We start from the raw sequence: 24,091 nt of genomic DNA, 5'->3' as shown, positions 1-24,091 counted from the left end.
GAGCCGCACGATGTTGAACCGAAAAGATCAGCGCCTGCGTCGCTCCAAGCAGACCCGGGTGCGCATTGCGTTGCAGAAGACGGCGCGCCTGACGGTGTTCCGCTCCAACCTGCACATCTATGCCAGCGTGATTTCCGACGATGGTGCGAAGGTGCTTGCGAGTGCCTCGACCGCCGAGAAGGAAGTGCGCTCGCAACTCGGTGGCGCGGGCAAGGGCGGCAACGCCGCCGCGGCCGCGATCATCGGCAAGCGTATTGCAGAGCGGGCCAAGGCGGCCGGCGTCGACAAGGTTGCATTCGACCGCGCCGGCTTTGCCTATCACGGTCGCGTGAAGGCTCTGGCCGACGCGGCACGCGAAGCCGGTTTGCAGTTCTGAGCCGCCGCACCGTACAGCGAAGAGGAATACGACATGGCTAAGTTTCAACCGCGCATCGCCGACGAAGGCCGCGACGATGGTCTGAAGGAAAAGATGATTCAGGTGAACCGCGTGACCAAGGTGGTCAAGGGCGGGCGCACCATGAGTTTCGCGGCGCTGACAGTCGTTGGCGATGGCGACGGGCGCGTCGGCATGGGCAAGGGCAAGGCCAAGGAAGTCCCCGTGGCCGTGACCAAGGCGATGGATGCCGCGCGTCGCGACATGGTCAAGGTCAGCCTGAAGAACGGCACCGTCTACCACAACGTGACGGGCGAGCATGGCGCCGCCAAGGTGCTGTTGTCTCCGGCAGTGCCGGGCACCGGCATCATCGCCGGTGGCCCTATGCGCGCGGTGTTCGAAGTGATGGGAGTGACCGACATCGTGGCCAAGAGTCTCGGCACGAGCAACCCTTACAACATGGTACGGGCCACGTTCGACGCATTGCGTCGCTCGACGACTCCCTCCGAGGTGGCTTCCAAGCGCGGTCTCTCGGTTGAAGAGATCTTCAAGTGAGCCGCGCCCCGGAGAACGACATGACGGACAAGAAGACCTTGAAGGTCAAGCTAGTGTGCAGCCCGATCGGTACCAAGGAGTCGCATCGAGCGACGGTGCGCGGTCTGGGTCTGCGCAAGATCGGCAGTGAGCGCGTGCTCGAAGACACGCCGGCCGTGCGCGGAATGATCAACGCGGTGAGCTACCTGGTGCGGGTGCTGTAAGGCGCCGGTGCGGAGAAGACGATGCTACTCAATACAATCAAGCCGGCCTCCGGCGCCAAGCATGCCAAGCGTCGTGTCGGCCGTGGCATCGGCTCGGGCATGGGCAAGACCGCGGGTCGTGGGCACAAGGGTCAAAAGTCGCGTGCTGGCGGTTATCACAAGGTCGGTTTCGAAGGCGGCCAGATGCCGCTGCAGCGCCGCCTTCCCAAGCGTGGTTTCAAGTCACTCACTCTCAAGTACAACGCCGAAGTGAGCTTGGCCGATCTTCAACTTTTGGCAGTGGACGAAATCGACGTGCCGACGCTCAAGCAGGCGGGCCTGATCGGCGCGCGCGCCAAGGTCGTTAAGGTCATCAAGTCGGGCGAGTTGACCCGCAAGGTGATGCTCAAAGGTGTCGGCGCGACGGCCGGCGCCAAGGCGGTGATCGAAGCCGCTGGCGGCTTGGTGGCCTGAGGCCCGGGCCAAGCGAGCACAACGGAATTTCAGCGCAGTGGCAACGAACGCGAATCAACTGGCCAAGAGCGGCAAGTTCGGCGACCTGCGTCGCCGGCTTGTTTTCTTGCTGCTGGCGCTTGTCGTCTACCGCATCGGTGCGCACATACCCGTGCCTGGAATCGATCCTGCTCAGTTGCAGCAGCTCTTCAAGGGGCAGCAGGGCGGAATCCTGAGCCTTTTCAACATGTTCTCGGGTGGGGCGTTGTCGCGCTTCACCGTCTTCGCGCTGGGCATCATGCCCTACATCTCGGCGTCGATCATCATGCAGCTGATGACCTACGTGGTGCCGAGCCTCGAGGCGTTGAAGAAAGAAGGCGAGAGCGGACGTCGCAAGATCACCCAGTACACCCGCTACGGAACGCTGGGCTTGGCGATTTTCCAATCGCTCGGTATTGCGCTGGCGTTGGAAGGTTCGCAAGGTCTTGTGATCAGCCCCGGGTTCGGGTTTCGCATGACCTCGGTCGTCAGCCTGGTGGCCGGCACGATGTTCCTCATGTGGCTCGGCGAGCAGATCACCGAACGCGGCCTTGGCAACGGCATTTCCATCATCATCTTTGCTGGTATCGCGGCGGGTCTACCGAGCGCCATTGCAGGTCTTTTTGAATTAGTGCGAACCGGGGCGATGAGCATCGTCGCCGCGTTGTTCATCATCGCGATCGTGATCGGTGTGACCTACGTGGTCGTATTCGTCGAGCGTGGCCAGCGCAAGATACTGGTGAACTACGCCAAGCGACAGGTGGGTAACCGCGTCTATGGTGGCCAGTCGTCTCACCTGCCGCTCAAGATCAACATGTCGGGCGTGATCCCGCCGATTTTCGCGTCGTCGATTATCTTGCTGCCGGCCACGGTCGTGGGTTGGTTTGCCACCGGCGACGGGTTGCGCTGGCTGAAGGATCTGGCAGGTCTGCTGTCGCCCGGACAGCCGATCTACGTGATGCTGTATGCGGCGGCCATCGTGTTTTTCTGTTTCTTCTACACCGCGCTGGTGTTCAACAGTCGCGAGACTGCCGACAACCTCAAGAAGAGCGGGGCCTTCATTCCGGGCATCCGTCCGGGCGACCAGACCGCCAGGCACATCGATCGGATTCTTGGCCGGCTCACGCTTGGCGGCGCGGTCTATATCACGGCAGTCTGCTTGCTGCCTGAGTTCCTGGTACTGAAGTACAACGTGCCGTTCTATTTCGGGGGCACCTCGTTGTTGATCATTGTCGTGGTGACGATGGACTTTTGGGCCCAGGTGCAAAGTTACGTAATGTCTCAGCAGTATGAGTCGCTGCTCAAGAAGGCCAATTTCAAGGCCGGCTGAACAAGGAACTGTCGACACACACATGTCCAAGGATGACGTCATCCAGATGCAGGGCGAGATTCTCGAGAACCTGCCCAATGCGACCTTCCGCGTGAAGCTCGAGAACGGGCACGTCGTGCTGGGGCACATCTCCGGAAAAATGCGCATGCATTACATCCGCATCCTTCCCGGCGACAAGGTGACCGTGGAGCTCACGCCCTACGATTTGAGTCGCGCTCGCATCGTATTTCGGGCGAAGTGAGACCTGAGAAAAGCTGCAATCCGCTAGAGCGCAAGAGGCCAAGGAGAAGATCATGAAAGTAGCCGCATCGGTCAAGAAGATGTGCCGCCATTGCAAGGTCATCCGCCGCAAGGGTGTGGTGCGCGTGATATGCACCGACCCACGCCACAAGCAGCGCCAAGGCTGATCGCACGGCGCAAGAAAGACAGAGGACGAACATGGCACGAATTGCTGGCATCAATATTCCGCCGCAGAAGCACGCCGAAATTGGCTTGACGGCGATTTTCGGTATTGGCCGCACGACGGCGCAGAAGATCTGCGACAACTGCGGCATCGCGCGCACCAAGAAGATCAAGGATCTCACCGACACGGATCTCGAGAAGATTCGCGAAGAGGTGGGCCGCATCACGATCGAGGGTGATCTGCGCCGTGAAACCACGATCAACATCAAGCGCTTGATGGACCTGGGCTGCTACCGTGGAATTCGCCACCGCCGTGGTCTGCCGATGCGCGGTCAACGCACCCGTACGAACGCTCGCACCCGCAAGGGTCCGCGCAAGTCGGCGGCCGCGCTTAAAAAGTAAGCCGCGCCGCACTCGCCCGACGAATCGCCCGCAGTTTTAAGAGAGTCAAGCATGGCCAAAGCACCTACCAATTCCGCCGCCCAGCGCGTGCGCAAGAAGGTACGCAAGAACGTGGCAGACGGTGTCGCGCACGTTCACGCGTCGTTCAACAACACCATCATCACGATCACCGACCGCCAGGGCAACGCGCTGGCCTGGGCTTCGAGCGGTGGTCAGGGTTTCAAGGGCTCGCGCAAGTCGACTCCGTTTGCGGCTCAGGTCGCAGCCGAGGTCGCCGGTCGAGCCGCCCAAGATCAGGGGATAAAGAACCTCGAGGTCGAAATCAAGGGGCCTGGTCCGGGCCGCGAATCGTCGGTGCGTGCCTTGGCCGCGCTGGGAATTCGCATCGTCTCCATCGCCGACGTGACGCCAGTGCCGCACAACGGTTGTCGCCCGCAAAAGCGCCGTCGGATCTGAATTCGGTTCAAGTCCTCCGGGACCGCCGCGCTGAAATACGCGGTTTTTCGGTTGCCGGTCGGCACACAGTGCCAACCGGCAGTTTTCGCTGAAGCCGCAAGGCTTCGTGATCAAGCCCACCGTCTGAGCGTCCTCCAAGAACACTCGCCAGACTCGCGTGAGGCGACCCCCGCGGTCGCCCGTCACGTCAGAAACTGAAGGAAGCAACGTGGCACGTTACCTCGGCCCCAAGGCCAAATTGTCTCGCCGTGAAGGCACCGACCTGTTCCTCAAGAGTGCTCGCCGCGCCATTGGGGACAAGTCGAAATTCGAGACCAAACCTGGCCAACACGGTCGCACCTCGGGTTCGCGCACTTCCGACTTCGGACTGCAGCTGCGCGAGAAGCAGAAGGTCAAGCGCATGTATGGCGTGCTTGAGCGCCAGTTCCGCCGCTACTTTGCCGAGGCCGAGCGCCGCAAAGGCAACACTGGAGCGAATCTGCTGCTGATCCTCGAATCGCGCCTGGACAATGTGGTTTACCGCATGGGGTTCGGATCGACGCGCGCCGAAGCTCGCCAACTGGTGTCGCACAAGGGCATCACGGTCAATGCCCAGGTCGTCAATATTTCGTCCTATCTGGTCAAGGCCGGCGACGTGGTGTCGGTGCGCGACAAGGCCAAGAAGCAATTGCGCGTAACCGACTCCCTCAAGCTGGCCGAGTCGATCGGCATGCCTGCCTGGGTCCAGGTCGACGCCACCAAACTCGAAGGCGTTTTCAAGAAGACGCCCGATCGCGACGAGTTCGGCGCCGACATCAAGGAAGCGCTGATCGTCGAGTTGTACTCACGCTGAGTTTCCAGCGCGGTGCGGGGCGGGCCGAGAGGTCGTGCCCAGCACCGCGCAGCTCCTTTCCCGGTCCGGGTTCAACGTCGCCGCAAGGCGGCGCTCCCGGTGCGCCATCAGCCTTATCGGTGTAACGAGCCGAGGGTAATGACAGGAAGACCTGATGCAAACCAATCTGCTCAAACCCAAAGCCATCAACGTCGAGCCGCTCAGTGCCGCCAAGGGCGCGCACCGCGCCAAGGTCACGCTCGAGCCTTTCGAGCGCGGCTACGGCCACACCCTGGGCAACGCGCTGCGCCGCGTGCTGCTGTCGTCGATGGTCGGCTACGCGCCGACCGAAGTGACCATCGCCGGTGTGCTGCACGAGTATTCGGCGATCGACGGCGTACAGGAAGACGTCGTACACGTCATGCTCAACCTGAAGGGCGTGGTGTTTCGCCTGCACAACCGTGACGAGGTCACGCTGGTGCTGCGCAAGGAGGGCGAGGGCCCGGTCAAGGCTGGTGACATCCAGACGCCGCACGACGTCGAGATCATCAATCCCGAGCACGTCATCACGCACCTGTCGCAGGGCGGCAAGCTCGACATGCAGATCAAGGTCGAGAAGGGCCGCGGCTACGTGCCGGGCACGATGCGCCGCTTTGGCGACGAGCCGACCAAGTCGATCGGGCGCATCGTTCTCGACGCCTCGTTCTCGCCGGTGCGCCGGGTGAGCTACACGGTCGAAAGTGCCCGCGTCGAGCAGCGCACCGACCTCGACAAGCTGGTCATGGAGATCGAAACCAACGGCGCGATCACGCCCGAGGAAGCGATCCGCGCCTCGGCCAAGATCCTGGTCGAGCAGCTCGCCGTGTTCGCCCAGCTCGAGGGCAGCGACCTTGCTTTCATCGACCAGCCGGCCGCTCAGCGCAGCACGCAGTTCGACCCCATCCTGCTGCGCCCGGTCGACGAGCTCGAGCTGACCGTGCGCTCGGCCAATTGCCTGAAAGCCGAAAACATCTACTACATCGGCGACCTCATCCAGCGCACCGAGACCGAACTGCTGAAGACTCCGAACCTGGGCCGCAAGTCGCTCAACGAGATCAAGGAAGTGCTCGCCTCGCGCGGCTTGACGCTCGGCGGCCGACTGGAAAACTGGCCGCCGCTGGGCCTGGACAAGCGTTAAAACAAACAGACGGCGAGCGCGCCGTCATCGATGGGGTTGCCGTTCGGGCAACCCGGTGCACCCACCAGTACCTGATCCGGCTGGCGGTTTCTAGAACGAAAGGACAAGCACCATGCGTCACCGTCAAGGACTTCGCAAACTTAACCGCACATCCGCGCACCGGCTCGCCATGCTGCGCAACATGGCCAACTCGCTGCTCACGCACGAAGCGATCAAAACCACCGTACCCAAGGCCAAGGAGCTTCGACGCGTGGTCGAGCCGCTCATCACGTTGGCCAAGGAGTCGACGTTGGCCAATCGTCGACTCGCCTTCGACCGCACGCGTGACCGCGACGTCGTCATGAAGCTGTTTGCCGAGTTGGGCCCGCGCTACAAGGCACGCCCGGGCGGCTACACGCGCATCCTCAAGATGGGTTATCGCGTCGGTGACAATGCGCCGATGGCTTTTGTCGAGCTGGTCGATCGGCCCGAGTCCGCAGCAGGCGAGGGTTCAGCTGAACAGGCCGAGTAAGGCTTGGTGACCCACGACGACAAAGGCCAGCGCAAGCTGGCCTTTCCGCAATCTGGCTACCATCACCTCACGTTCACCCATCGTCGCCCTAGGGCCATGATCTTGTTCCGACTGTCGTTGCGAGCGTTGCTGCTGCTCCTGTTGTGCGTGACGGCGTGGACCGGTGCGGCCGAAGATTTCCTGCCGCCGGAACAGGCTTTTCGCTTTGATGCGCGCGCGCTCGACGAGCGCACCGTGGAAGTCGGCTTCACCGTCGCCGACGGCTACTACCTCTATCGAGAACAGTTCAAGTTCGCAGCGAGTGGTGACGGCGTCGCGTTGGGTCAAGCCCAGTTGCCCGCGGGCAAGGTTAAGTTCGACGAAACCTTCCAGAAGGACGTGGAGACCTATCGTGCTCGCGTTGTCGTTCGCCTGCCCGTGACCGCGGCGCCGACAACGTTCCGGCTGCTCGTCACCAGCCAGGGCTGCGCCGACCAGGGACTGTGCTACCCGCCGATGGTCAGCGCTGCCGCGGTTCAGCTGGCGGGCTTTGGCGGCGACGGTAGCGTGCGCGTGCTGGTCGACGAGACCCGGCCGGAAGCGTCGGCAAACGCGGCGCTGCCGCTTGCCTCCACGCCTTCGCCCAGCGCCGCTGCGGCCGTCAACAGCGGGGATGCGAGCGTCGACGGCGCGTTGCGCAGCGGTCGCTTCTGGGTCGTCGTCGGTGTTTTCTTCGTCGCCGGGCTGCTGCTCTCGTTCACGCCGTGCGTGTTGCCGATGCTGCCGATCCTGTCATCGATCATCGTCGGCCATGGGGGCGGCGCTACCGCTACGCGTGGGCATGGCCTGCGGCTGGCGCTGGCCTATTCGCTAGGCATGGCCACTGTCTATACCGCGCTGGGCGTTGCGGCTGGGCTGGCCGGCGAAGGGCTGGCAGCGACGCTGCAGAACCCATGGGTGCTGGGCGGTTTCGCCGTGCTGCTGTCGCTGCTGTCGCTGTCGATGTTCGGCGCCTACGAGCTGCAGCTGCCGGCAAGCTTGCGCGATCGCCTTGCCACGTCGTCGAGCCGCCTCAGCGGGGGGCACACACTGAGCGTGCTGGCCATGGGGGGCCTGTCGGCGCTCATCGTCAGCCCCTGCGTCGCCGCGCCGCTGGCGGGTGCCCTGCTCTACATCAGCCAGACACGCAACGTGGCGCTCGGCGCCACGGCGTTGTTCTCGCTGGCCGCAGGGATGAGCGTGCCGCTCTTGCTCGTCGGCGCGTCGGCCGGCTCTTTGCTGCCACGCGCCGGGCTGTGGATGGAGACCGTCAAGCGCTTCTTCGGCCTGTTGTTGTTGGCCGTTGCATGGTGGACGCTCAGCCCGGTGCTGCCCGCAGCGTTGGCAGTGGCCGGCTGGGGCGCGCTGCTGGTTGCGGTGGCCGTGTTCCTGCGAGCGTTTGATCGGCTCGGCGATGCGGTCGGAGCCTTTGCTCGCCTCGGACAGGCCGCAGGCATTGTTCTCGCCGTGGCCGGCGGGGCGCAGATCGTCGGCGCGGCCGCCGGGGCGCACGACCCCCTGCAGCCCTTGCAGCCCTTCGCGCGGACGGCCGCGCTATCCGCGACGACGTCGACGGTACAAAGCCTATCCGATGGCCGCGCGATGCCGGGCCCGAACGGCAACCCCGCAAGCGTTTTCCGGCGCGTCTCTTCGGTGGAAGAGCTCGACGCGGTGTTGCGCATGGCCGATCGACCGGTGCTGCTCGATTTCTACGCTGACTGGTGCGTAAGTTGCAAGGAAATGGAACGGTTCACGTTCGCCGATGCTGCCGTTCGCGCGCGCCTCGATAAGACCCTGCTGCTGCAAGCCGATGTCACCCGAAACAGCGACGCTGATCGCGCACTGCTTAAACGCTTCAAGCTGTTTGGCCCGCCGGGGATCGTGTTTTTCGATTCCACCGGTCGCGAGTTGGAGGGCGTGCGCGTGATCGGTTTCCAGAACCCCGAAAGATTTGCAAAGAGCCTCACTTCCGCAGGGCTCTGAGCTCACTGAAAGAGTGAGCGGCGTGTTACCATTCACGCTTCAGTCGCGGGGTGGAGCAGTCTGGTAGCTCGTTGGGCTCATAACCCAAAGGTCGCAGGTTCAAATCCTGTCCCCGCAACCAAAAAATCAGGGCTTCGGCCCAAGACAAACGCCCGCTCTTCAGTGGGCGTTTCGCATTTCAGGACGTTGTCGAGGCGCTTGCTGCGGCTTCCTTGCCGTTCGCGATGTGGTCAAGCATGAGCCGCTGCGCACGCTCTGCGTTGCGCGCCCGCAGCGCCGCCATGATGCGTCTGTGCTCGTTCAACGAAGCCTCCAGCCGACCCTGCTTAAACAGCGAATGGTGGCGGTTAAGTTTCATGACTTTGCGCAGGTCGCTCACCATCTGCAGACGCCAGCGGTTGTCGGCCAACTCCAACAGGCGCAGATGAAAGCGCTCATTGGCGGCAAAGAACAGATCGCGGTCACCGAGGTGGCTTTCGAGTTGGGCGTGCAGCGCCTCGAGCTCGGCCAGTTGCTCGGGCGTCGCTCGGGCCGCGACGACGCCCGCTGCGTCGCTTTCCAGCAGCGCCAGCAGGTGGAACACCTCAGCGAGATCGCGCTCCGAAACTTCGGTGACGTAGGCGCCGCGGCGCAGCTTCATCGTCACAAGACCCTCCGCCGCCAGCACCTTGAGGGCTTCGCGCAGCGGTGTGCGGCTGATGCCGTATTCGGTGGCTAGCGCCTTCTCGTCGATCCAGCTGCCGGGTCCGAGTCGGTGCGAAAAAATCTTGCTGCGCAAGACCTCGGCGACCTGCTCATAAAGCGCGCGCTCGGGCATCGGCGCCCCACCGTCAGGGCGCGAAGGCTTGGCAGGATCGAGGGTCAGTGCAATCATGAGGGGCGCCGCCCAAAAGTAGTTGGACAGGCGGCTGGCTGTAATTCAATTTTGAATTATGATGCGATGCTTCGTTACTGTCCAGCCTGCGGCGCTGCAAGACCATGTCCGAATCTCTCGCTTCCTCCGACGCCCTGGTCGCTTGGCAGCGCGCAGCCGCCAAGCAGTCGCCGGGCGGCCAGGTCGAAGCGCTGCACTGGACGACGCCAGAGGGCATCGTCGTCAAGCCGCTCTACACCGCGGCTGACCTGCAGGGTCTGGAGGCCGACACCCTGCCCGGTTTCGCGCCCTTCGTGCGCGGTCCGCAGCCGACGATGTACGCGGTGCGGCCCTGGACCATTCGCCAGTACGCGGGCTTCTCCACCGCCGAGGAATCCAACGCCTTCTACCGCCAGGCGCTCGACGGCGGCGCGCAGGGCGTGAGCGTCGCCTTTGACCTGGCGACGCACCGCGGCTACGACAGCGACCATCCGCGCGTCACGGGCGACGTCGGCAAGGCCGGAGTCGCGATTGATTCGGTGGAGGACATGAAGCTCCTGTTCGACGGCATACCGCTCGACAAGGTGAGCGTGTCGATGACGATGAACGGCGCCGTGCTGCCGGTGCTGGCCGGCTACATCGTCGCGGCCGAAGAGCAGGGCGTGGCCGAGGACCGGCTCTCGGGGACCATCCAGAACGACATCCTCAAGGAGTTCATGGTCCGCAACACCTACATCTACCCGCCCAAGCCTTCGATGCGCATCGTCGGCGACATCATTGCCTACACCGCGCGGCGGATGCCGAGGTTCAATTCGATCTCCATCTCCGGCTACCACATGCAAGAAGCCGGTGCCAACCAGGCGCTCGAACTGGCGCTCACGCTGGCCGACGGCAAGGAGTACGTGCGCACCGCGCTGGCCCAGGGCCTGGACGTCGACGAATTCGCCGGGCGCCTGTCGTTCTTCTGGGCGATCGGCATGAACTTCTATCTCGAGATCGCCAAGATGCGCGCCGCACGCGGCCTGTGGTCCAAGATCATGCAGGAGTTCGCGCCCAAGAACCCCAAGAGCCTGATGCTGCGCACACATTGCCAGACCTCCGGTTGGAGCCTCACCGAGCAGGACCCCTACAACAACATCGTGCGCACCACCATCGAGGCCATGGCGGCGGTGTTCGGCGGCACGCAGTCGCTGCACACCAACAGTTTTGACGAGGCGATTGCGTTGCCCACCGAGTTTTCGGCCCGCATCGCGCGCAACACCCAGCTCATCATTCAGGAAGAGACGCACATCACCGACGTGATCGACCCCTGGGCCGGCAGCTATGCGATGGAGCGGCTCACGCAGGAAATGGCCGACACGGCCTGGACGCTGATCGAGGAGGTCGAGGCGATGGGCGGCATGACCAAGGCGGTCGACTCCGGTTGGGCCAAGCTCAAGATCGAGGCAAGTGCGGCCGAGAAGCAGGCTCGCATCGACTCGGCCAAGGACGTGATCGTCGGCGTCAACAAGTACAAGCTCGAGAACGAGCCGAGGCTGGACTTCCGGGACATCGACAACCACGCGGTGCGCGACAGCCAGATCGAGCGGCTGAAGAACATCCGTGCCAGCCGTGACGCCGCTGCGGTGCATGTCGCGCTCGACGCGCTCACTCAGTGCGCCGAGAGCGGCGAGGGCAACCTGCTCGATCTCGGCGTGAAGGCGATGCGCCTGCGTGCGACCGTCGGCGAAGTCTCCGACGCACTGGAAAAGGTCTGGGGCCGCCACCGCGCCGACACGCAGAAAGTGACCGGTGTGTATGCGGCCGCCTACGACTCGGCCGAGGGCTGGGACAAGCTCAAGCGCGAGATCGAAGACTTTGCGCGCAGCGAGGGCCGCCGCCCGCGCGTGATGATCGCCAAGCTCGGCCAGGATGGACATGACCGTGGCGCCAAGGTAGTGGCCACCGCCTTCGCCGATCTGGGCTTCGACGTCGACATCGGCCCGCTGTTCCAGACCCCCGAAGAGTGCGCCCGCCAGGCGATCGAGAACGACGTGCATGCGGTGGGCGTCTCCACGCTCGCAGCCGGCCACAAGACGCTGGTGCCGGCCATCATCGAAGAATTGCGCAAGCAGGGCGCGGGCGACATCAACGTCTTCGTCGGGGGCGTGATCCCGCCGCAGGACTACGACTTTCTCTACGAGGCCGGCGTCAAGGGCATCTATGGCCCGGGCACGCCGATTCCCGCCTCGGCGAAAGACGTGCTAGAGCAGATACGCCTGTCGCTCGCGGCGGCCTGAGCGCCGATGTCGAGCCCGGCGGATCAGCTGCTGGTCGAGGCTGTGCTCGGGCCGGCCGGGCCGGCGCAGCGTCGCGCGATCGCCAAGACCATTACCCTCCTGGAATCGCGCCGCGACGACCACCGTGCGCGGGCCGACGGCTTGCTGAACACGCTTCTGTCGGCCAGCGGCCAGTCGTTGCGGCTCGGCATCTCGGGCGTGCCGGGCGTCGGCAAGTCGACCTTCATCGAGGCGCTCGGACTGTTTCTCATCGAGCGCGGCCACCGCGTGGCCGTGCTCGCGGTCGACCCGTCGTCCGCCATCTCAGGCGGCTCCATCCTCGGCGACAAGACGCGCATGGAGCGGCTTTCGGTCCATGCGCGCGCCTACATCCGCCCCAGCCCCGCCAGTGGCACGCTCGGCGGCGTGGCCGAGAAGACGCGTGAGTCGATGCTGGTGGTGGAGGCTGCCGGCTACGACGTGGTGATCGTCGAGACCGTCGGCGTTGGCCAGAGCGAGACCGCCGTCGCCGGCATGACCGACCTGTTCGCGCTGCTGCAATTGCCCAACGCGGGCGATGACCTGCAGGCCATCAAGAAGGGCGTGATGGAGGTCGCCGACCTGGTGGTCGTCAACAAATCCGACCTCGACGACGCCGCCGCGGCGCGCGCGCGCGCGCAGATTTCGTCGGCGCTGCAGTTGCACGGGCACCGCGGCGGCGCATGGCGTGCCGAGGTGCTGCAACTCAGCGCGCTCACCGGCGAGGGCTTGGTGGCGTTCTGGGATGCGGTGGAGCGCTTTAGCGAACAGCAGCGCGCCGACGGCTGGTTCGACAAGCGCCGCCAGCAACAGAATTGCGCCTGGATGTGGGAGCGCATCGAAGCCGGTTTGCATGCGCGCTTCAATGCCCATGGAGGCGTGCGCGCGGTGTTGGCGAGCACCAGCGCCGACGTGCAGGCCGGGCGCATGGCCGCTTCGGTTGCGGCGCGCCGGCTGCTCGACCTGATGGATTCCGACGACAAACTTCCGAAGGATTGAAACGCGATGCACGACATCATCGAACAGCTCGAAGCCATGCGTGCCAAGGCGCGCATGGGCGGCGGCCAAAAGCGCATCGATGCGCAGCACGGCAAGGGCAAGCTCACCGCGCGCGAGCGCCTGGACCTGCTGCTCGACGAGGGCACCTTCGAGGAATGGGACATGTTCGTCGAGCATCGCTGCCACGACTTCGGCATGGAAGGCATGCGAGTGCCGGGCGATGGCGTCGTCACCGGCTACGGCATGATCAACGGCCGCCTCGTGTTCGTGTTCAGCCAGGATTTCACCGTCTTCGGCGGCGCGCTCTCCGAGGCGCACGCCGAGAAGATCTGCAAGGTGATGGACCAGGCCATGAAGGTCGGCGCTCCGGTCATCGGCATCAACGACTCGGGCGGTGCGCGCATCCAGGAAGGCGTGGCCTCGCTGGGCGGTTACGCCGAGGTTTTCCAGCGCAACGTCATGGCCTCGGGCGTGATACCGCAGATCAGCCTGATCATGGGCCCGTGCGCCGGTGGCGCGGTGTATTCGCCGGCCATGACGGATTTCATCTTCATGGTCAAAGACAGCTCCTACATGTTCGTCACCGGCCCCGAGGTGGTGAAGACGGTGACGCACGAGGAGGTCACGGCAGAGGAGCTGGGCGGCGGCATCACCCACACCACCAAGAGCGGCGTGGCCGACCTGGCGTTCGACAACGACGTCGAGGCAATCCTGATGCTCAGGCGCTTCTACAACTACCTGCCGCTCAGCAATGACGAGAAGGCGCCGGTGCGTCCGAGCGGCGATGCGGCCGAGCGCCTGGACTTCTCGCTCGACACGCTGGTGCCCGACAGCCCGAACCAGCCCTACGACATGAAGGAGCTGATCGTGAAGGTGGCCGACGACGGCGACTTCTTCGAGCTGCAGCCGGAATACGCCAAGAACATCCTCATCGGCTTCGTGCGCATGGAAGGCCAGACGGTGGGCATCGTCGCCAACCAGCCGCTGGTGCTGGCCGGCTGCCTGGACATCCGCAGCGCCATCAAGGCGGCGCGCTTCGTGCGCTTCTGCGACGCCTTCAACATCCCGGTGGTGACCTTCGTCGACGTGCCGGGTTTCATGCCGGGCACCAGCCAGGAATACGGCGGCATCATCAAGCACGGCGCCAAGCTGCTGTACGCCTACGCCGAATGCACCGTGCCCAAGGTGACGGTGATCACCCGCAAGGCCTACGGCGGCGCGTACGACGTGATGAGTTCCAAGCACCTGCGCGGCGACGTGAACTTCGCCTGGCCCAACGCCGAGATCGCGGTGATGGGTGCCAAGGGCGCGGTCGAGATCATTTTTCGCGAAGACAAGACCGACCCGGCGAAGCTGGCCGCGCGCGAGGCCGAATACAAGGCGCGCTTTGCCAACCCTTTCGTCGCCAGCGCGCGCGGCTTTATCGACGACGTGATCCAGCCGCACGAAACCAGGAAGCGCATCTGCCGCTCGCTGGTGATGCTGCGCGGCAAGTTGGTAGAGAACCCCAAGCGCAAGCACGGGAACATTCCGCTGTGAGCAAGGAGCAGGGGTCACGCATGTTCAAGAAGATCCTCATCGCCAACCGTGGCGAGATCGCGTGCCGGATCATCAAGACGGCCAAGAAGCTCGGCATCAAGACCGTGGCGGTGTATTCCGAAGCCGACCGCGACGCGCGTCATGTCGAGCTGGCCGACGAGGCCGTGTTGCTGGGCCCGGCGCCCTCGCGCCAGTCCTACTTGCTGGGCGACAAGATCATTGCCGCGTGCAAGCAGACCGGCGCCGAGGCCATTCATCCCGGCTACGGCTTTCTGTCCGAGAACGCAGCATTTGCCAAGCAGGTGGAAGACGAGGGCCTGGTCTTCATCGGACCGAAGCACCATTCCATCGCCGCGATGGGCGACAAGATCGCTTCCAAGAAGCTCGCCAACGCGGCCAGGGTCAACACCATCCCGGGCTGGAACGACGCGATCGAATCGGCCGAGCGCGCGGTCGAGATCGCGCGCGACATCGGCTACCCGGTGATGATCAAGGCCAGTGCCGGCGGCGGCGGCAAAGGCCTGCGTGTTGCGCACGACGACAAGGAGGCGCACGAAGGCTTCAACTCCTGCCGCAACGAGGCGCTGAGCAGCTTCGGCGATGACCGCGTCTTCATCGAAAAGTTCGTCGAGGAGCCGCGCCACATCGAAATCCAGGTGCTGGGCGATGCGCACGGCCACTGCGTCTACCTGTGGGAGCGCGAATGCTCGATCCAGCGCCGCCACCAGAAGGTGATCGAGGAGGCGCCTTCCCCCTTCATCAGCGAGGCCACGCGCCAGGCCATGGGCGCGCAGGCCGTGGCACTTGCCAAGGCGGTGGACTACCAGAGCGCCGGCACGGTCGAGTTCGTGGTCGGCAAGGATCAGCGCTTTTACTTCCTCGAGATGAATACGCGGCTGCAGGTGGAGCACCCGGTCACCGAATGCATCACCGGCCTGGACCTGGTGGAGCTGATGATCCGCGTGGCGGCCGGCGAGCAGCTGCCTTTCACGCAAAGCGAAATCAAGCGTGAAGGCTGGGCGATCGAATGCCGCATCAACGCCGAGGATCCCTTGCGCAACTTCCTTCCCTCCACCGGCAGGCTGGTGAAGTACCAGCCGCCAACGCAGACGATGGAGGCGGCTGTGCCCCGGCCTGCGGACGGCGGGGTGCGCGTGGACACCGGCGTCTATGAAGGCGGCGAAATTCCGATGCACTACGACTCGATGATCGCCAAGCTGATCGTGCATGGACGCGACCGCCATGACGCGATCGCGAAGATGCGCGAGGCGCTCAACGCCTTCGTGATTCGCGGCATCAACAGCAACATCCCGTTCCAGGCGGCGTTGTTGGCGCACCCGAAGTTCGTTGCCGGGGACTTCAGCACCGGCTTCATCGCCGAGCATTTCCCGAGCGGCTTTCGGGCCGAGGATGTGGCGCATGACGACCCCGACTTCCTCATCGCGCTGGCCGCCGCGGTGAACCGGCGTTACCTCGTGCGCGCCGCCGGCATCAGTGGGCAAATGCCCGGCCATGGCGTGCGCATCGGTGACGACTACGTGGTGGTGGTGCGCGGTGCGGTCGACAAGGATCGCCACGTGCCGGTGCGCGCCGAGGCCAACGGTTCGGTGAACGTCACCGTCGGCGCCAAACGCTACGAATTTCAAAAGAGCAACTGGAGCTACGGCCAGACGCGCACCACCGGCCTGTGCAACGGTCAGCCGTTCACCGCGCAAGTGGAGCGTCAAGGCCTGACGCTGCGCGTCGGGCACAACGGCTCGCGCATCGACGCGTTGGTGCTGTCGCCGCGTGCCGCGGCGCTGCACAAGCTCATGCCCTACAAAGCGCCGCCCGACACCAGCAAGTTCCTGCTCGCGCCCATGCCCGGCCTGCTGGCCGACGTGGTGGTGCAGGTCGGCCAGCGCGTGCTGGCCGGTGAGAAGCTGGCCGTGGTGGAAGCCATGAAGATGGAGAACATCTTGCTCGCTTCGCAGGATGCAACCGTTGCCGAAGTGCTGGCCGCCAAGGGTTCGAGTCTCGCGGTCGACCAGCCGATCCTGCGCTTTGACTGAAGGATGTGACGATGGACAAGCCGTTTCGCATTCTCGGGCTGCAGCAGATCGCCATCGGCGGCGCCGACAAAGAGCGTCTGCGCGCGCTCTGGGTCGACCTGCTGGGCCTCACGGTCACCGGCAGCTTTCGCTCCGAGCCCGAGAACGTCGACGAGGACATCTGCGCGCTCGGCAGCGGCGTGAGCGCCGTCGAGGTCGACCTGATGCAGCCGATCGACGCCGACAAGAAGCCGGCCGTACACCAGACGCCGCTCAATCACGTGGGCCTGTGGGTCGACGACCTGCCTGCGGCCGTCGCGTGGATGAGCGCGAGCGGCGTGCGCTTCGCGCCGGGCGGCATTCGCCGCGGCGCGGCCGGCCACGACATCTGCTTCATTCACCCCAAAGGCAATGACGAGTTTCCGCGTGGTGGCGAAGGCGTGCTGATCGAACTCGTGCAAGCGCCTGCCGACGTGATCGCCGCCGCCGCGCGGCACGCTGCCACCGCCAGCTAGCCGCAATACTGTTCAGATAGAAGTTTTTCGTTCACAAGCCGACTCCATTGAGGCTTCGGCCCCTGGGGCTACGAGTTCTCGCTCGGGCAATTGCGCGATTACCGGCCGCCGGGCACGCAGATGCTGGGCATGCGTGTCTATGCACGGCCTTTCGCGGGCGTGGAGCTGGGCCTGAGCCGCCACCTCCAGTGGGGCGGCGAGGGCCGCCCACGCGGCACCCGGGCGCTGGCCGACGCCGTGCTGGCACGCACCAACGTCGAAGACGCCGAGCGCGGCTCCGACCCCAGCAACGAGCTGGCCGGCATCGACCTGCGGCTGGCCGGGCGCAGCGAGGGCGGCTGGGCCTGGGTCGGCCATGCACAGCTGATCGGCGAGGACGAGGCCAGCAAGCTGCCATCGCGGCGCATCGCCACGGCCGGGTTACAGCTCAAGCAACCGTGGCGCGACGGCCGGCTGGAATGGAGCGTCGAAGGCAGCGACACCCTGCTCAGTCGCGAATTCGGCCTGGGCAGCGGACGTGCGCCGGCACCGGCCTACCGGCATGGCAGCTATGTCGACGGCTACTACCACGACGGCCTGCCGATCGGGGCGGGCATTGGCGGTGGCGGGCGGCTGTTCACGCTCGGCCTGGCCTGGGTGCCGGCCTGTGCCGACGACTGCAAGCGCGTTCGCATGGCGGTGTTCGACGGTCGCGTCAATGAACAAGGGACGGAGCCGCTGAATGCTCTGTTCGGCGAGCGTGGCACCTTGCGCGGCCTGCGCCTGGAACTCGCCACCACCCGCGCCGGGCTCGACTGGAGCGTGGGCCTGTCGGTGCAGCGCTACGCGCCGGGGCCGCGGTCGAGTGTCGGGCTGCAGGCCAGCGTGCTCGTGCCGCTGGGCGCGGCCGGCGCGCTGCTCGACTGAGCGCGGTCGCGCGCGGGCCGGGCGCGTCGCGCCGGCTCAGCCGCCGAGCGCCGCCTCGATGGCCCGCGCCACGCGCGCGGGTTGCTCGTGGACGATCCAGTGGCTGGCGTCGGGCATGCGCACCACGTCGAGCTGGGGTACCCATTGCCCGAGCCCGTCGAGCAGCTTGGGCAGTAGCGCGGTGTCGCGCTCGCCCCAGATCACCGTGGTGGGCACGCGCACGGTGATCTGCTCGGGCTCGAAGTAAATCTTGTTTGCGGCCGGGTCGGCGGCGGTCGGTGGGCGCAGCGGCGAGGCGCGGTAGTAGTTGAGCGGACTGGTGAGGCCACGCGCCCACTCGGTGCGATAGCGTGCCTTGGCCTGCTCGTCCAGCCAGGCGGCGCCGCCCATGTTGGTGAAGAAGGGCCACAGGCGCGCGTAGTCGTTTTCGGCCAGCAGGCTTTGCGCATCGGCGCGGCAGAAGAAGTTCATGTAGGCGCTGGCGGCCTGCTGCGCCGCGTCGTCTTGCAGGTCGCGCAAAAAGGGGCCGGGATGCGGCGCATTAATGACTACCAGCCGCTCGAGAAGCTGTGGCTGCTGCAGTGCCAGACTCCAGGCCACCGCGCCGCCCCAGTCGTGCCCCACCAGCGCTTCGAGCGGCGCGCCCAGTTGGACGATGAGCGCGGCCACGTCGGCCACCAGGTGCCTGGCGCGGTAGGCCTCGACCTCGGCGGGCGCCGACGAGCCGCCGTAGCCGCGCAGGTTGGGCGCCACGCAGCGGAAACGCTGGCCGAAGTGCAGCAGCAGTTCGTCCCAGATAAATGCGGCCTCGGGAAAGCCGTGCAGGAACACCAGCACCGGCGCGTTGCGCGCGCCCGTGGCGCGGCAGGCGAGGCGCACGCCGTGCGGCAGGGCAATGTCGAAGGTCTCGATCGGGAAAGCCATGTAAATACCTCCTTGGGTGGCCCGCTTTGAGCCGCGACTCGAGGGCTTGCCTTCGGGCCGGAGCGCCGGGTCAGCCGGTGACGTTGTCTTGGGTGTCTTCGGCGTGCTGCGCAGGCGGCGCCGGCGGATGCGCCCAGGCGTGCAACACCTGTGCCGCGTCGTCGATGCCGCGCCGGCTCAGCGCCGAGAACAGCGTCATGCTGAGGTCGGCGTCGTCGGTGGCGAGCTGGCCGAGCAGCGTCTGCGCCGCGGCCAGGGCGGCGTCGGCATCGCGGCGGTTGAGCTTGTCGGCCTTGGTCAGCAGCACCAGCAGCTTGATCTCGCCGGTGCCCACGCGCGGTGCCACGAAGGCGAGCAGTTGCTGGTCGAGTTCGGTGAAGCCGAGCCGCGAGTCGACCATCAGCACCACCCCCGAGAGGCTGCGCCGGAGTTCCAGGTAGTCGGCCATCACCTTCTGCCAGCGCAGCTTGGCGCCGCGCGCGACTGCGGCATAGCCGTAGCCGGGCAGGTCGGCGAAGAGCGCATCGGGCGCGTCCTTCGGGCCGAGCGCAAACAGGTTGATGTGCTGCGTGCGGCCCGGCGTCTTGGAGGCAAAGGCCAGGCGCTTTTGCTGCGTGAGCCGGTTGATCGCGGTCGACTTGCCGGCGTTGCTGCGGCCGACGAAGGCGATCTCGGGCAGCTCGTTGACGGGAAGGTGGACCAGCTGGGCGGCGGTGGTGAGGAAGCGGGCGGTGTGGGTCCAGGCCAGCGCCAACTTGGCGGGGTCCGGGGCCGCCGAGGTGGGCGCGTGCATGCGGCATTGTAAAATCGCGGGCTGCGCCGGGGTCCCGCGCGCGTTTTGTTGCACCGTCGGTGCGCTCTTCAGATCGAACGCTTGCCCATGAAGTCAGCCCTGTCGCTCTTGTTCGCCGCCTTGTTCGCCGCCGTATCGGTTGCCCCGGCCCTGGCCACCGAGACCAAGCCCAAGGCGCCGCCCGACCTGAAGAAGGGCGAGGCCGTCTCCACCGCGGTGTGCGCCGCCTGCCACAGCGCCGACGGCTCGCGCGGCAGCCCGGCCAACCCGATCCTGCAGGGCCAGCACCCCGAATACCTGGCCAAGCAACTCGCCGAGTTCAAGTCGGGCGCGCGCGACAACGTCATCATGAAGGGCTTCGCCTCGGCGCTCAGCGACGACGACATGCGCAACGTGGCCGGCTTCTACGCCGGCAAGCAGGCCAAGCCGGGCTTTGCCAGGAACAAGGAACTGGTGGCCCTGGGCGAGCGCATCTACCGTGGCGGCATCGCCGACAAGCAAGTGCCGGCCTGCGCCGGCTGCCACAGCCCCAACGGCGCCGGCATCCCGTCGCATTTCCCGCGCCTGGGCGGCCAGCATGCCGAGTACACCAAGGCGCAGCTCAACGCCTTCCGCCGCGAGGTGCGAACGAACAGCACGCCGATGCTTGTCATTGCGTCGCGCCTGAGCGACCGCGAGATCGACGCGCTGGCCGACTACGTCGCCGGCCTGCGCTGACGCCGCGCACCAGCGCTGCCACGTTGCGGTTGCGGTTGCGGTTGCGGTTGCGGCGCTCCAGCGCTCCTGCCGGTCATTCGGCCGGCCGCCTCGGCGCCCGGGCCGCATGCGGGACAATTCGGCCGGCTCCGACGTCGTGTCGGCGCCCTTGATTTCCTGGTCCTTGCCTCCCCATGTCCGTCACCACGGCCGGTCTTGAAGTTCGCAGCGGCTCGCGCGGCGTGCGCGACATCGTCGAGGTGGTCTCGTCGATGCGCTTTTCGATCTCGCTGCTGACGATCATCTGCGTCGCTTCGGTGCTCGGCACGGTGGTCAAGCAGCACGAGGCCTACAACAACTACGTCAACCAGTTCGGTCCGTTCTGGGCGCAGGTGTTCGACACGGTCGGCCTCTACACGGTCTACAGCGCCTGGTGGTTTTTGCTGATCCTGGCGTTCCTGGTGCTCTCCACCAGCCTGTGCATCGCACGCAACACGCCCAAGATCATTGCCGACCTGCGCACCCTCAAGGAGGGCCTGCGCGAGCAGTCGCTCGGCGCCTTTCACCACAAGGCGCAGGGTGAGGTGGCCGAGGGCCTGGAGGCGACGCGCTCGCGGCTCACGGCGCTGCTGGCCAGCGGTGGGTGGAAGGTCAAGGCCGAGGTTCGGCGCGACGGCGACCTGCACCGCGGCACCATGATCGCGGCGCGCAAGGGCGGCGCCAACAAGGTCGGCTACATCAGCGCGCACTCGGCCATCGTGCTCATCTGCCTGGGCGGCCTGTCCGACGGCGACCTGGTCGTGCGCGCCGAGATGGCCCTGCAGGGCAAGTCGGTCTATCCCGGCACGGGCCTGTTCAGCGATGTCGGCCCAAGGCACCGCCTGAGCGTGTCGACGCCGACCTATCGCGCCAACCTGCTGGTCGCCGAAGGCTCGCGGTCGGGCACGGCGGTCATCAACATGCAGGACGGCGTGGTGCTGCAGGAGCTGCCCTTCGACGTGGAGCTGAAGAAGTTCATCGTCGACTTCTATGCCAGCGGCATGCCCAAGCTGTTCGCCAGCGAAATCATCATCCACGACCACGAGACCGGCCAGGCGATCCCGGCCACCGTGAAGGTCAACGAGCCCGCCGTCCACCGCGGCGTGACCATCTACCAGAGCAGCTTCGACGACGGCGGCTCGAGCGTCACCTTGCGCGCCTCGCCGCTGGCCGGTGGCAAGCCGTTTGACATAGAGGGCCAGGTCGGGGCGTCGAGCGCCGTGGCGCTGCCCGGCGCGTCGGCGGGCAGCAAGCTCATGCTCGAAGTGACCGGCCTGCGCGTCATCAATGTCGAAAACCTCGGCGCCGCCGGGGCGGGCGCGACCAGCACCGACCCGCGCAAGGTCGACCTCGTCGGCTCGCTGCAGCAGCACCTGGGCTCGGGCGCCAAGTCCACAACCGTCAAGGAGCTGCGCAACGTCGGCCCGTCGGTGAGCTACAAGCTGCGCGACGCCAGCGGCCAGGCGCGCGAGTTCAACAACTACATGCTGCCGGTGGAGCTCGACGGGCAGCGCGTGTTCCTCGCCGGTGTGCGCGACACGCCGGCCGAGAACTTCCGCTACCTGCGCATTCCGGCCGATGGCGACGACAGCACGGCGACCTGGCTGACGCTGCGCCAGGCGCTGGCCGACCCGGCGCTGCGCGAGCAGGCGGTGCGCAGCTACGTGGCACGCGCCGCGCCCGCCGACAAGCCGCAGCTGGCCGAGCAACTGCTCGGCACGGCGCGCCGCGGCCTGGCGCTGTTTGCCGGCGCCGAGCCGCCGACCTCGGGCACCCCGGCAACCGGCGGCTTGCAAAGCGTGGGCGACTTCGTCGAGGCCAACGTGCCCGAGGCCGAACGAGGGCGCATCGCCGACGTGCTGCTGCGCATCATCAACGGCAGCCTGTTCGAGTTGCTCAACCTGGCGCGCGCGCAAGACGGCAAGCCGCGGCTCGAGCCCGACGACAAGACCCAGGCCTTCATGACCCAGTCGGTGCTCTCGCTGTCCGACAGCTACCTCTACCCGGCACCGGCGCTGCTCGAGCTGGCCGACTACAAGCAGGTGCAGGCCAGCGTGTTCCAGGTGGCGCGCGCGCCCGGCAAGACGGCCGTCTATTTGGGGGCGGGCTTGCTAATCGTGGGCGTGTTCGCCATGCTCTACATCCGGGAACGCCGGCTGTGGATCTGGCTCCAACCGCAGCATGCGGGCACGCGCGTCACCACCGCCCTGTCGACCACGCGCCGCACCCTCGACGCCGACGCCGAGTTCGAGCGCCTCAAGCAGGCGATCTTCACCAAGGAATCCGCATGAACACCGCCTCGCAAACCGTCTCGCTCGGGCGCAGCCATCTGCTGGCCGAGCGCTCGCTGTTCGACTGGCTGTTCGCGCTGCTGGTGGTGGCGCTGACCGGCTACGCCTTCAGCCGCTACGGCGCTTCGATGGACGGCTACGAGCGCGGCATCTTGGCCGGCGCGGCGCCGGTGTTGATCGCGCTGGGCTGGTTCTGGGGTTCGCTGCGCGTGCTGATGCTGGTCGTGGGCGCGCTGGCGCTGGTGGCGATCGGCCTCTACGGCCGCGTGCAAGACGGCTTCGGTGCCGACCTGGCGCAGGCCGAGAACGTGTTCCTGCTCAAGTACTTTCTCTCCAGCCAGAGCGCGATCCTGTGGATGGGCGTGCTGTTCTTCATGAGCACGGCGTTCTACTGGATCGGCTTCTTTGCGCCGTCGCCCGCCGAGGGCGACGGCAACGCCGCGCAGCGCATCGGCTCGCGCCTTGCGTGGGTGGCGGTCGCGATGGCGCTCATCGGCACCTTGGTGCGCTGGTTCGAGAGCCACCAGATCGCGCCCGACGTCGGCCACATCCCGGTCAGCAACCTCTACGAAGTGTTCGTGCTGTTCTGCTGGGTGACGACCTTGTTCTACCTCTACTACGAGCAGCACTACGTGCTCGCCCAGCAAGGCGCTTCGGGCCACCGGCGGCCTGCCCAGGCGATGGGCGGCCACGCGCTCGACGGTGCCAGCGTGCGCTCGGTCGGCGCCTTCGTCCTGCTGGTGGTGAGCGCCGCGGTGGGCTTCTTGCTCTGGTACACGGTGGTGCGCGAGGCGCAGGAGATCCAGCCCTTGGTGCCCGCGCTGCAGAGCTGGTGGATGAAGCTGCACGTGCCGGCCAACTTCATCGGCTACGGCACCTTTGCGCTCGCGGCAATGGTGGCGTTCGCCTACCTCATCAAGCAGACGGCGGGCGAGACGAGTTGGCGCAAGCTGGCGCCACTCGCGCTGTTGGGCGCGGTGCTGTGCCTGGAGCCGCTGGTGTTTCGCAAGAACCCGATCGAGGCGATCAGCAGCTACTGGGCGGTGTACTTCGGCATCACCGCGCTCATCGTCGGCGGCATCCTGGCGATGCGCCGTCGCATCGCCGCGCGGCTGCCGGCGCTCGAGCTGCTCGACGACCTGATGTACAAGTCCATCGCCGTCGGCTTTGCGTTCTTCACCATCGCCACCATCCTGGGCGCCTTCTGGGCGGCCGAAGCCTGGGGCGGCTACTGGAGCTGGGACCCGAAGGAGACCTGGGCGCTGATCGTCTGGCTCAACTACGCCGCCTGGCTGCACATGCGGCTGATGAAGGGCCTGCGCGGCACGATCGCCGCGTGGTGGGCGCTGGCCGGCCTGGCGGTCACCAGCTTCGCCTTCCTCGGCGTGAACATGTTCCTCTCGGGCCTGCACTCCTACGGCACGCTGTAAGTTCGACGGCTCGGCGGGCGACCCACCTGCAAGCAGCGAAGAGGGAACTCGCCATGGTGGCGTCCCTCGAACTGGCCTTCCAGGCGG

At 65.9% G+C, this 24,091-nt stretch carries 24 protein-coding genes, 1 tRNA gene and 1 pseudogene; 23 read left to right on the top strand and 3 right to left on the bottom strand.

Translation table 11 applies throughout. From position 1 onward, the window contains the following. The first annotated feature begins 10 nt into the window (after positions 1 to 10). The 14 genes from rplR to RMO12_RS02660 all read left to right on the top strand — a co-directional run bounded on the left by rplR (position 11) and on the right by RMO12_RS02660 (position 8,813). Positions 11 to 376 carry a 50S ribosomal protein L18 gene (gene rplR / locus RMO12_RS02725; RefSeq protein WP_309625351.1) on the top strand — a complete coding sequence of 122 codons (366 nt, stop codon included), beginning with the start codon at positions 11 to 13 and terminating at the stop codon, positions 374 to 376. Between the two features lie 33 nt (positions 377 to 409). Next, positions 410 to 928 carry a 30S ribosomal protein S5 gene (gene rpsE, locus RMO12_RS02720; RefSeq protein WP_309625352.1) on the top strand — a complete coding sequence of 173 codons (519 nt, stop codon included), beginning with the start codon at positions 410 to 412 and terminating at the stop codon, positions 926 to 928. A 20-nt stretch (positions 929 to 948) separates the two neighbouring features. Next, a complete protein-coding gene (gene rpmD, locus RMO12_RS02715; RefSeq protein ID WP_309625353.1) occupies positions 949 to 1,131 on the top strand; it encodes a 50S ribosomal protein L30 in 183 nt (60 codons plus the stop codon). A 21-nt stretch (positions 1,132 to 1,152) separates the two neighbouring features. Continuing rightward, a complete protein-coding gene (rplO, locus tag RMO12_RS02710) occupies positions 1,153 to 1,584 on the top strand; it encodes a 50S ribosomal protein L15 (protein WP_309638111.1) in 432 nt (143 codons plus the stop codon). Positions 1,585 to 1,621: 37 nt separating this feature from the next. Next, positions 1,622 to 2,932, top strand: a complete 1,311-nt coding sequence (gene secY, locus RMO12_RS02705; RefSeq protein WP_309638110.1) for a preprotein translocase subunit SecY — start codon at positions 1,622 to 1,624, stop codon at positions 2,930 to 2,932. Positions 2,933 to 2,954: 22 nt separating this feature from the next. Then, positions 2,955 to 3,173 (top strand): translation initiation factor IF-1, encoded by a 219-nt coding sequence (gene infA, locus RMO12_RS02700; protein WP_011830996.1) that lies wholly within the window; start codon positions 2,955 to 2,957, stop codon positions 3,171 to 3,173. Positions 3,174 to 3,225: 52 nt separating this feature from the next. After that, positions 3,226 to 3,339 carry a 50S ribosomal protein L36 gene (rpmJ, locus tag RMO12_RS02695; protein WP_309625356.1) on the top strand — a complete coding sequence of 38 codons (114 nt, stop codon included), beginning with the start codon at positions 3,226 to 3,228 and terminating at the stop codon, positions 3,337 to 3,339. Positions 3,340 to 3,370: 31 nt separating this feature from the next. Further along, positions 3,371 to 3,736 (top strand): 30S ribosomal protein S13, encoded by a 366-nt coding sequence (rpsM, locus tag RMO12_RS02690; protein WP_309625357.1) that lies wholly within the window; start codon positions 3,371 to 3,373, stop codon positions 3,734 to 3,736. 51 nt (positions 3,737 to 3,787) lie between these two features. After that, positions 3,788 to 4,192, top strand: coding sequence for a 30S ribosomal protein S11 (gene rpsK, locus RMO12_RS02685; protein ID WP_309625358.1), 405 nt, complete (start codon positions 3,788 to 3,790; stop codon positions 4,190 to 4,192). 208 nt (positions 4,193 to 4,400) lie between these two features. Further along, the gene (gene rpsD, locus RMO12_RS02680) at positions 4,401 to 5,024 is read left to right on the top strand and encodes a 30S ribosomal protein S4 (protein ID WP_309625359.1); all 624 of its coding nucleotides are present in this window, start codon (positions 4,401 to 4,403) and stop codon (positions 5,022 to 5,024) included. A 154-nt stretch (positions 5,025 to 5,178) separates the two neighbouring features. Next, positions 5,179 to 6,180, top strand: coding sequence for a DNA-directed RNA polymerase subunit alpha (locus tag RMO12_RS02675; protein WP_309625360.1), 1,002 nt, complete (start codon positions 5,179 to 5,181; stop codon positions 6,178 to 6,180). Between the two features lie 112 nt (positions 6,181 to 6,292). Further along, a complete protein-coding gene (rplQ, locus tag RMO12_RS02670) occupies positions 6,293 to 6,691 on the top strand; it encodes a 50S ribosomal protein L17 (RefSeq protein ID WP_309625361.1) in 399 nt (132 codons plus the stop codon). A 6-nt stretch (positions 6,692 to 6,697) separates the two neighbouring features. Continuing rightward, positions 6,698 to 8,692, top strand: a complete 1,995-nt coding sequence (gene dsbD, locus RMO12_RS02665; protein WP_309638119.1) for a protein-disulfide reductase DsbD — start codon at positions 6,698 to 6,700, stop codon at positions 8,690 to 8,692. Positions 8,693 to 8,736: 44 nt separating this feature from the next. Further along, a tRNA-Met gene (locus tag RMO12_RS02660) sits at positions 8,737 to 8,813 on the top strand. Between the two features lie 57 nt (positions 8,814 to 8,870). Here RMO12_RS02660 and RMO12_RS02655 read toward each other — a convergent pair. After that, a complete protein-coding gene (locus RMO12_RS02655) occupies positions 8,871 to 9,566 on the bottom strand; it encodes a GntR family transcriptional regulator (RefSeq protein WP_405029603.1) in 696 nt (231 codons plus the stop codon). A gap of 104 nt (positions 9,567 to 9,670) precedes the next feature. Here RMO12_RS02655 and scpA point away from each other — a divergent pair, with 104 nt between their 5' ends. From scpA to RMO12_RS02625, 6 genes and pseudogenes are all read left to right on the top strand, one after another. Then, complete coding sequence (scpA, locus tag RMO12_RS02650; protein WP_309638109.1) at positions 9,671 to 11,824, top strand: methylmalonyl-CoA mutase; 2,154 nt, start codon at positions 9,671 to 9,673, stop codon at positions 11,822 to 11,824. 6 nt (positions 11,825 to 11,830) lie between these two features. Continuing rightward, entirely contained in the window at positions 11,831 to 12,841 is a 1,011-nt protein-coding gene (meaB, locus tag RMO12_RS02645; RefSeq protein WP_309638108.1) for a methylmalonyl Co-A mutase-associated GTPase MeaB, read from the top strand. A 6-nt stretch (positions 12,842 to 12,847) separates the two neighbouring features. After that, positions 12,848 to 14,380: an acyl-CoA carboxylase subunit beta gene (locus tag RMO12_RS02640; protein ID WP_309638107.1), complete on the top strand. Its 1,533-nt coding sequence runs from the start codon at positions 12,848 to 12,850 to the stop codon at positions 14,378 to 14,380. 20 nt (positions 14,381 to 14,400) lie between these two features. Then, on the top strand, positions 14,401 to 16,431 hold the full coding sequence (locus RMO12_RS02635) for an acetyl/propionyl/methylcrotonyl-CoA carboxylase subunit alpha (RefSeq protein WP_309638106.1): 2,031 nt from the start codon (positions 14,401 to 14,403) through the stop codon (positions 16,429 to 16,431). 11 nt (positions 16,432 to 16,442) lie between these two features. Next, positions 16,443 to 16,925, top strand: coding sequence for a VOC family protein (locus RMO12_RS02630; protein ID WP_309638105.1), 483 nt, complete (start codon positions 16,443 to 16,445; stop codon positions 16,923 to 16,925). Between the two features lie 69 nt (positions 16,926 to 16,994). Next, a pseudogene (locus tag RMO12_RS02625) lies at positions 16,995 to 17,831 on the top strand (capsule assembly Wzi family protein); the annotation flags it as partial. A 36-nt stretch (positions 17,832 to 17,867) separates the two neighbouring features. Here the strand turns inward: RMO12_RS02625 and RMO12_RS02620 are convergent. Further along, on the bottom strand, positions 17,868 to 18,755 hold the full coding sequence (locus RMO12_RS02620) for an alpha/beta hydrolase (protein WP_309638104.1): 888 nt from the start codon (positions 18,753 to 18,755) through the stop codon (positions 17,868 to 17,870). Positions 18,756 to 18,825: 70 nt separating this feature from the next. After that, positions 18,826 to 19,548, bottom strand: coding sequence for a ribosome biogenesis GTP-binding protein YihA/YsxC (gene yihA / locus RMO12_RS02615; protein WP_309638103.1), 723 nt, complete (start codon positions 19,546 to 19,548; stop codon positions 18,826 to 18,828). Between the two features lie 87 nt (positions 19,549 to 19,635). Between yihA and RMO12_RS02610 the strand changes: the two genes are divergently transcribed. The 3 genes from RMO12_RS02610 (at position 19,636) to ccsB (ending at position 24,004) form a co-directional block, all read left to right on the top strand. After that, on the top strand, positions 19,636 to 20,265 hold the full coding sequence (locus RMO12_RS02610) for a c-type cytochrome (protein ID WP_309638102.1): 630 nt from the start codon (positions 19,636 to 19,638) through the stop codon (positions 20,263 to 20,265). Positions 20,266 to 20,438: 173 nt separating this feature from the next. Further along, positions 20,439 to 22,574 carry a cytochrome c biogenesis protein ResB gene (locus RMO12_RS02605; RefSeq protein WP_309638101.1) on the top strand — a complete coding sequence of 712 codons (2,136 nt, stop codon included), beginning with the start codon at positions 20,439 to 20,441 and terminating at the stop codon, positions 22,572 to 22,574. After that, on the top strand, positions 22,571 to 24,004 hold the full coding sequence (gene ccsB, locus RMO12_RS02600; protein WP_309638100.1) for a c-type cytochrome biogenesis protein CcsB: 1,434 nt from the start codon (positions 22,571 to 22,573) through the stop codon (positions 24,002 to 24,004). Before RMO12_RS02605 ends, ccsB begins: the two co-directional genes overlap by 4 nt. Positions 24,005 to 24,091 lie beyond the last annotated feature (87 nt).

Source organism: Methylibium sp., assembly GCF_031393925.1.
In the GTDB taxonomy this organism is placed as follows: Bacteria; Pseudomonadota; Gammaproteobacteria; order Burkholderiales; family Burkholderiaceae_C; genus Methylibium.
Note: the sequence above shows the minus strand (reverse complement) of the source record. Positions and strands in the feature narration are given on the sequence as shown.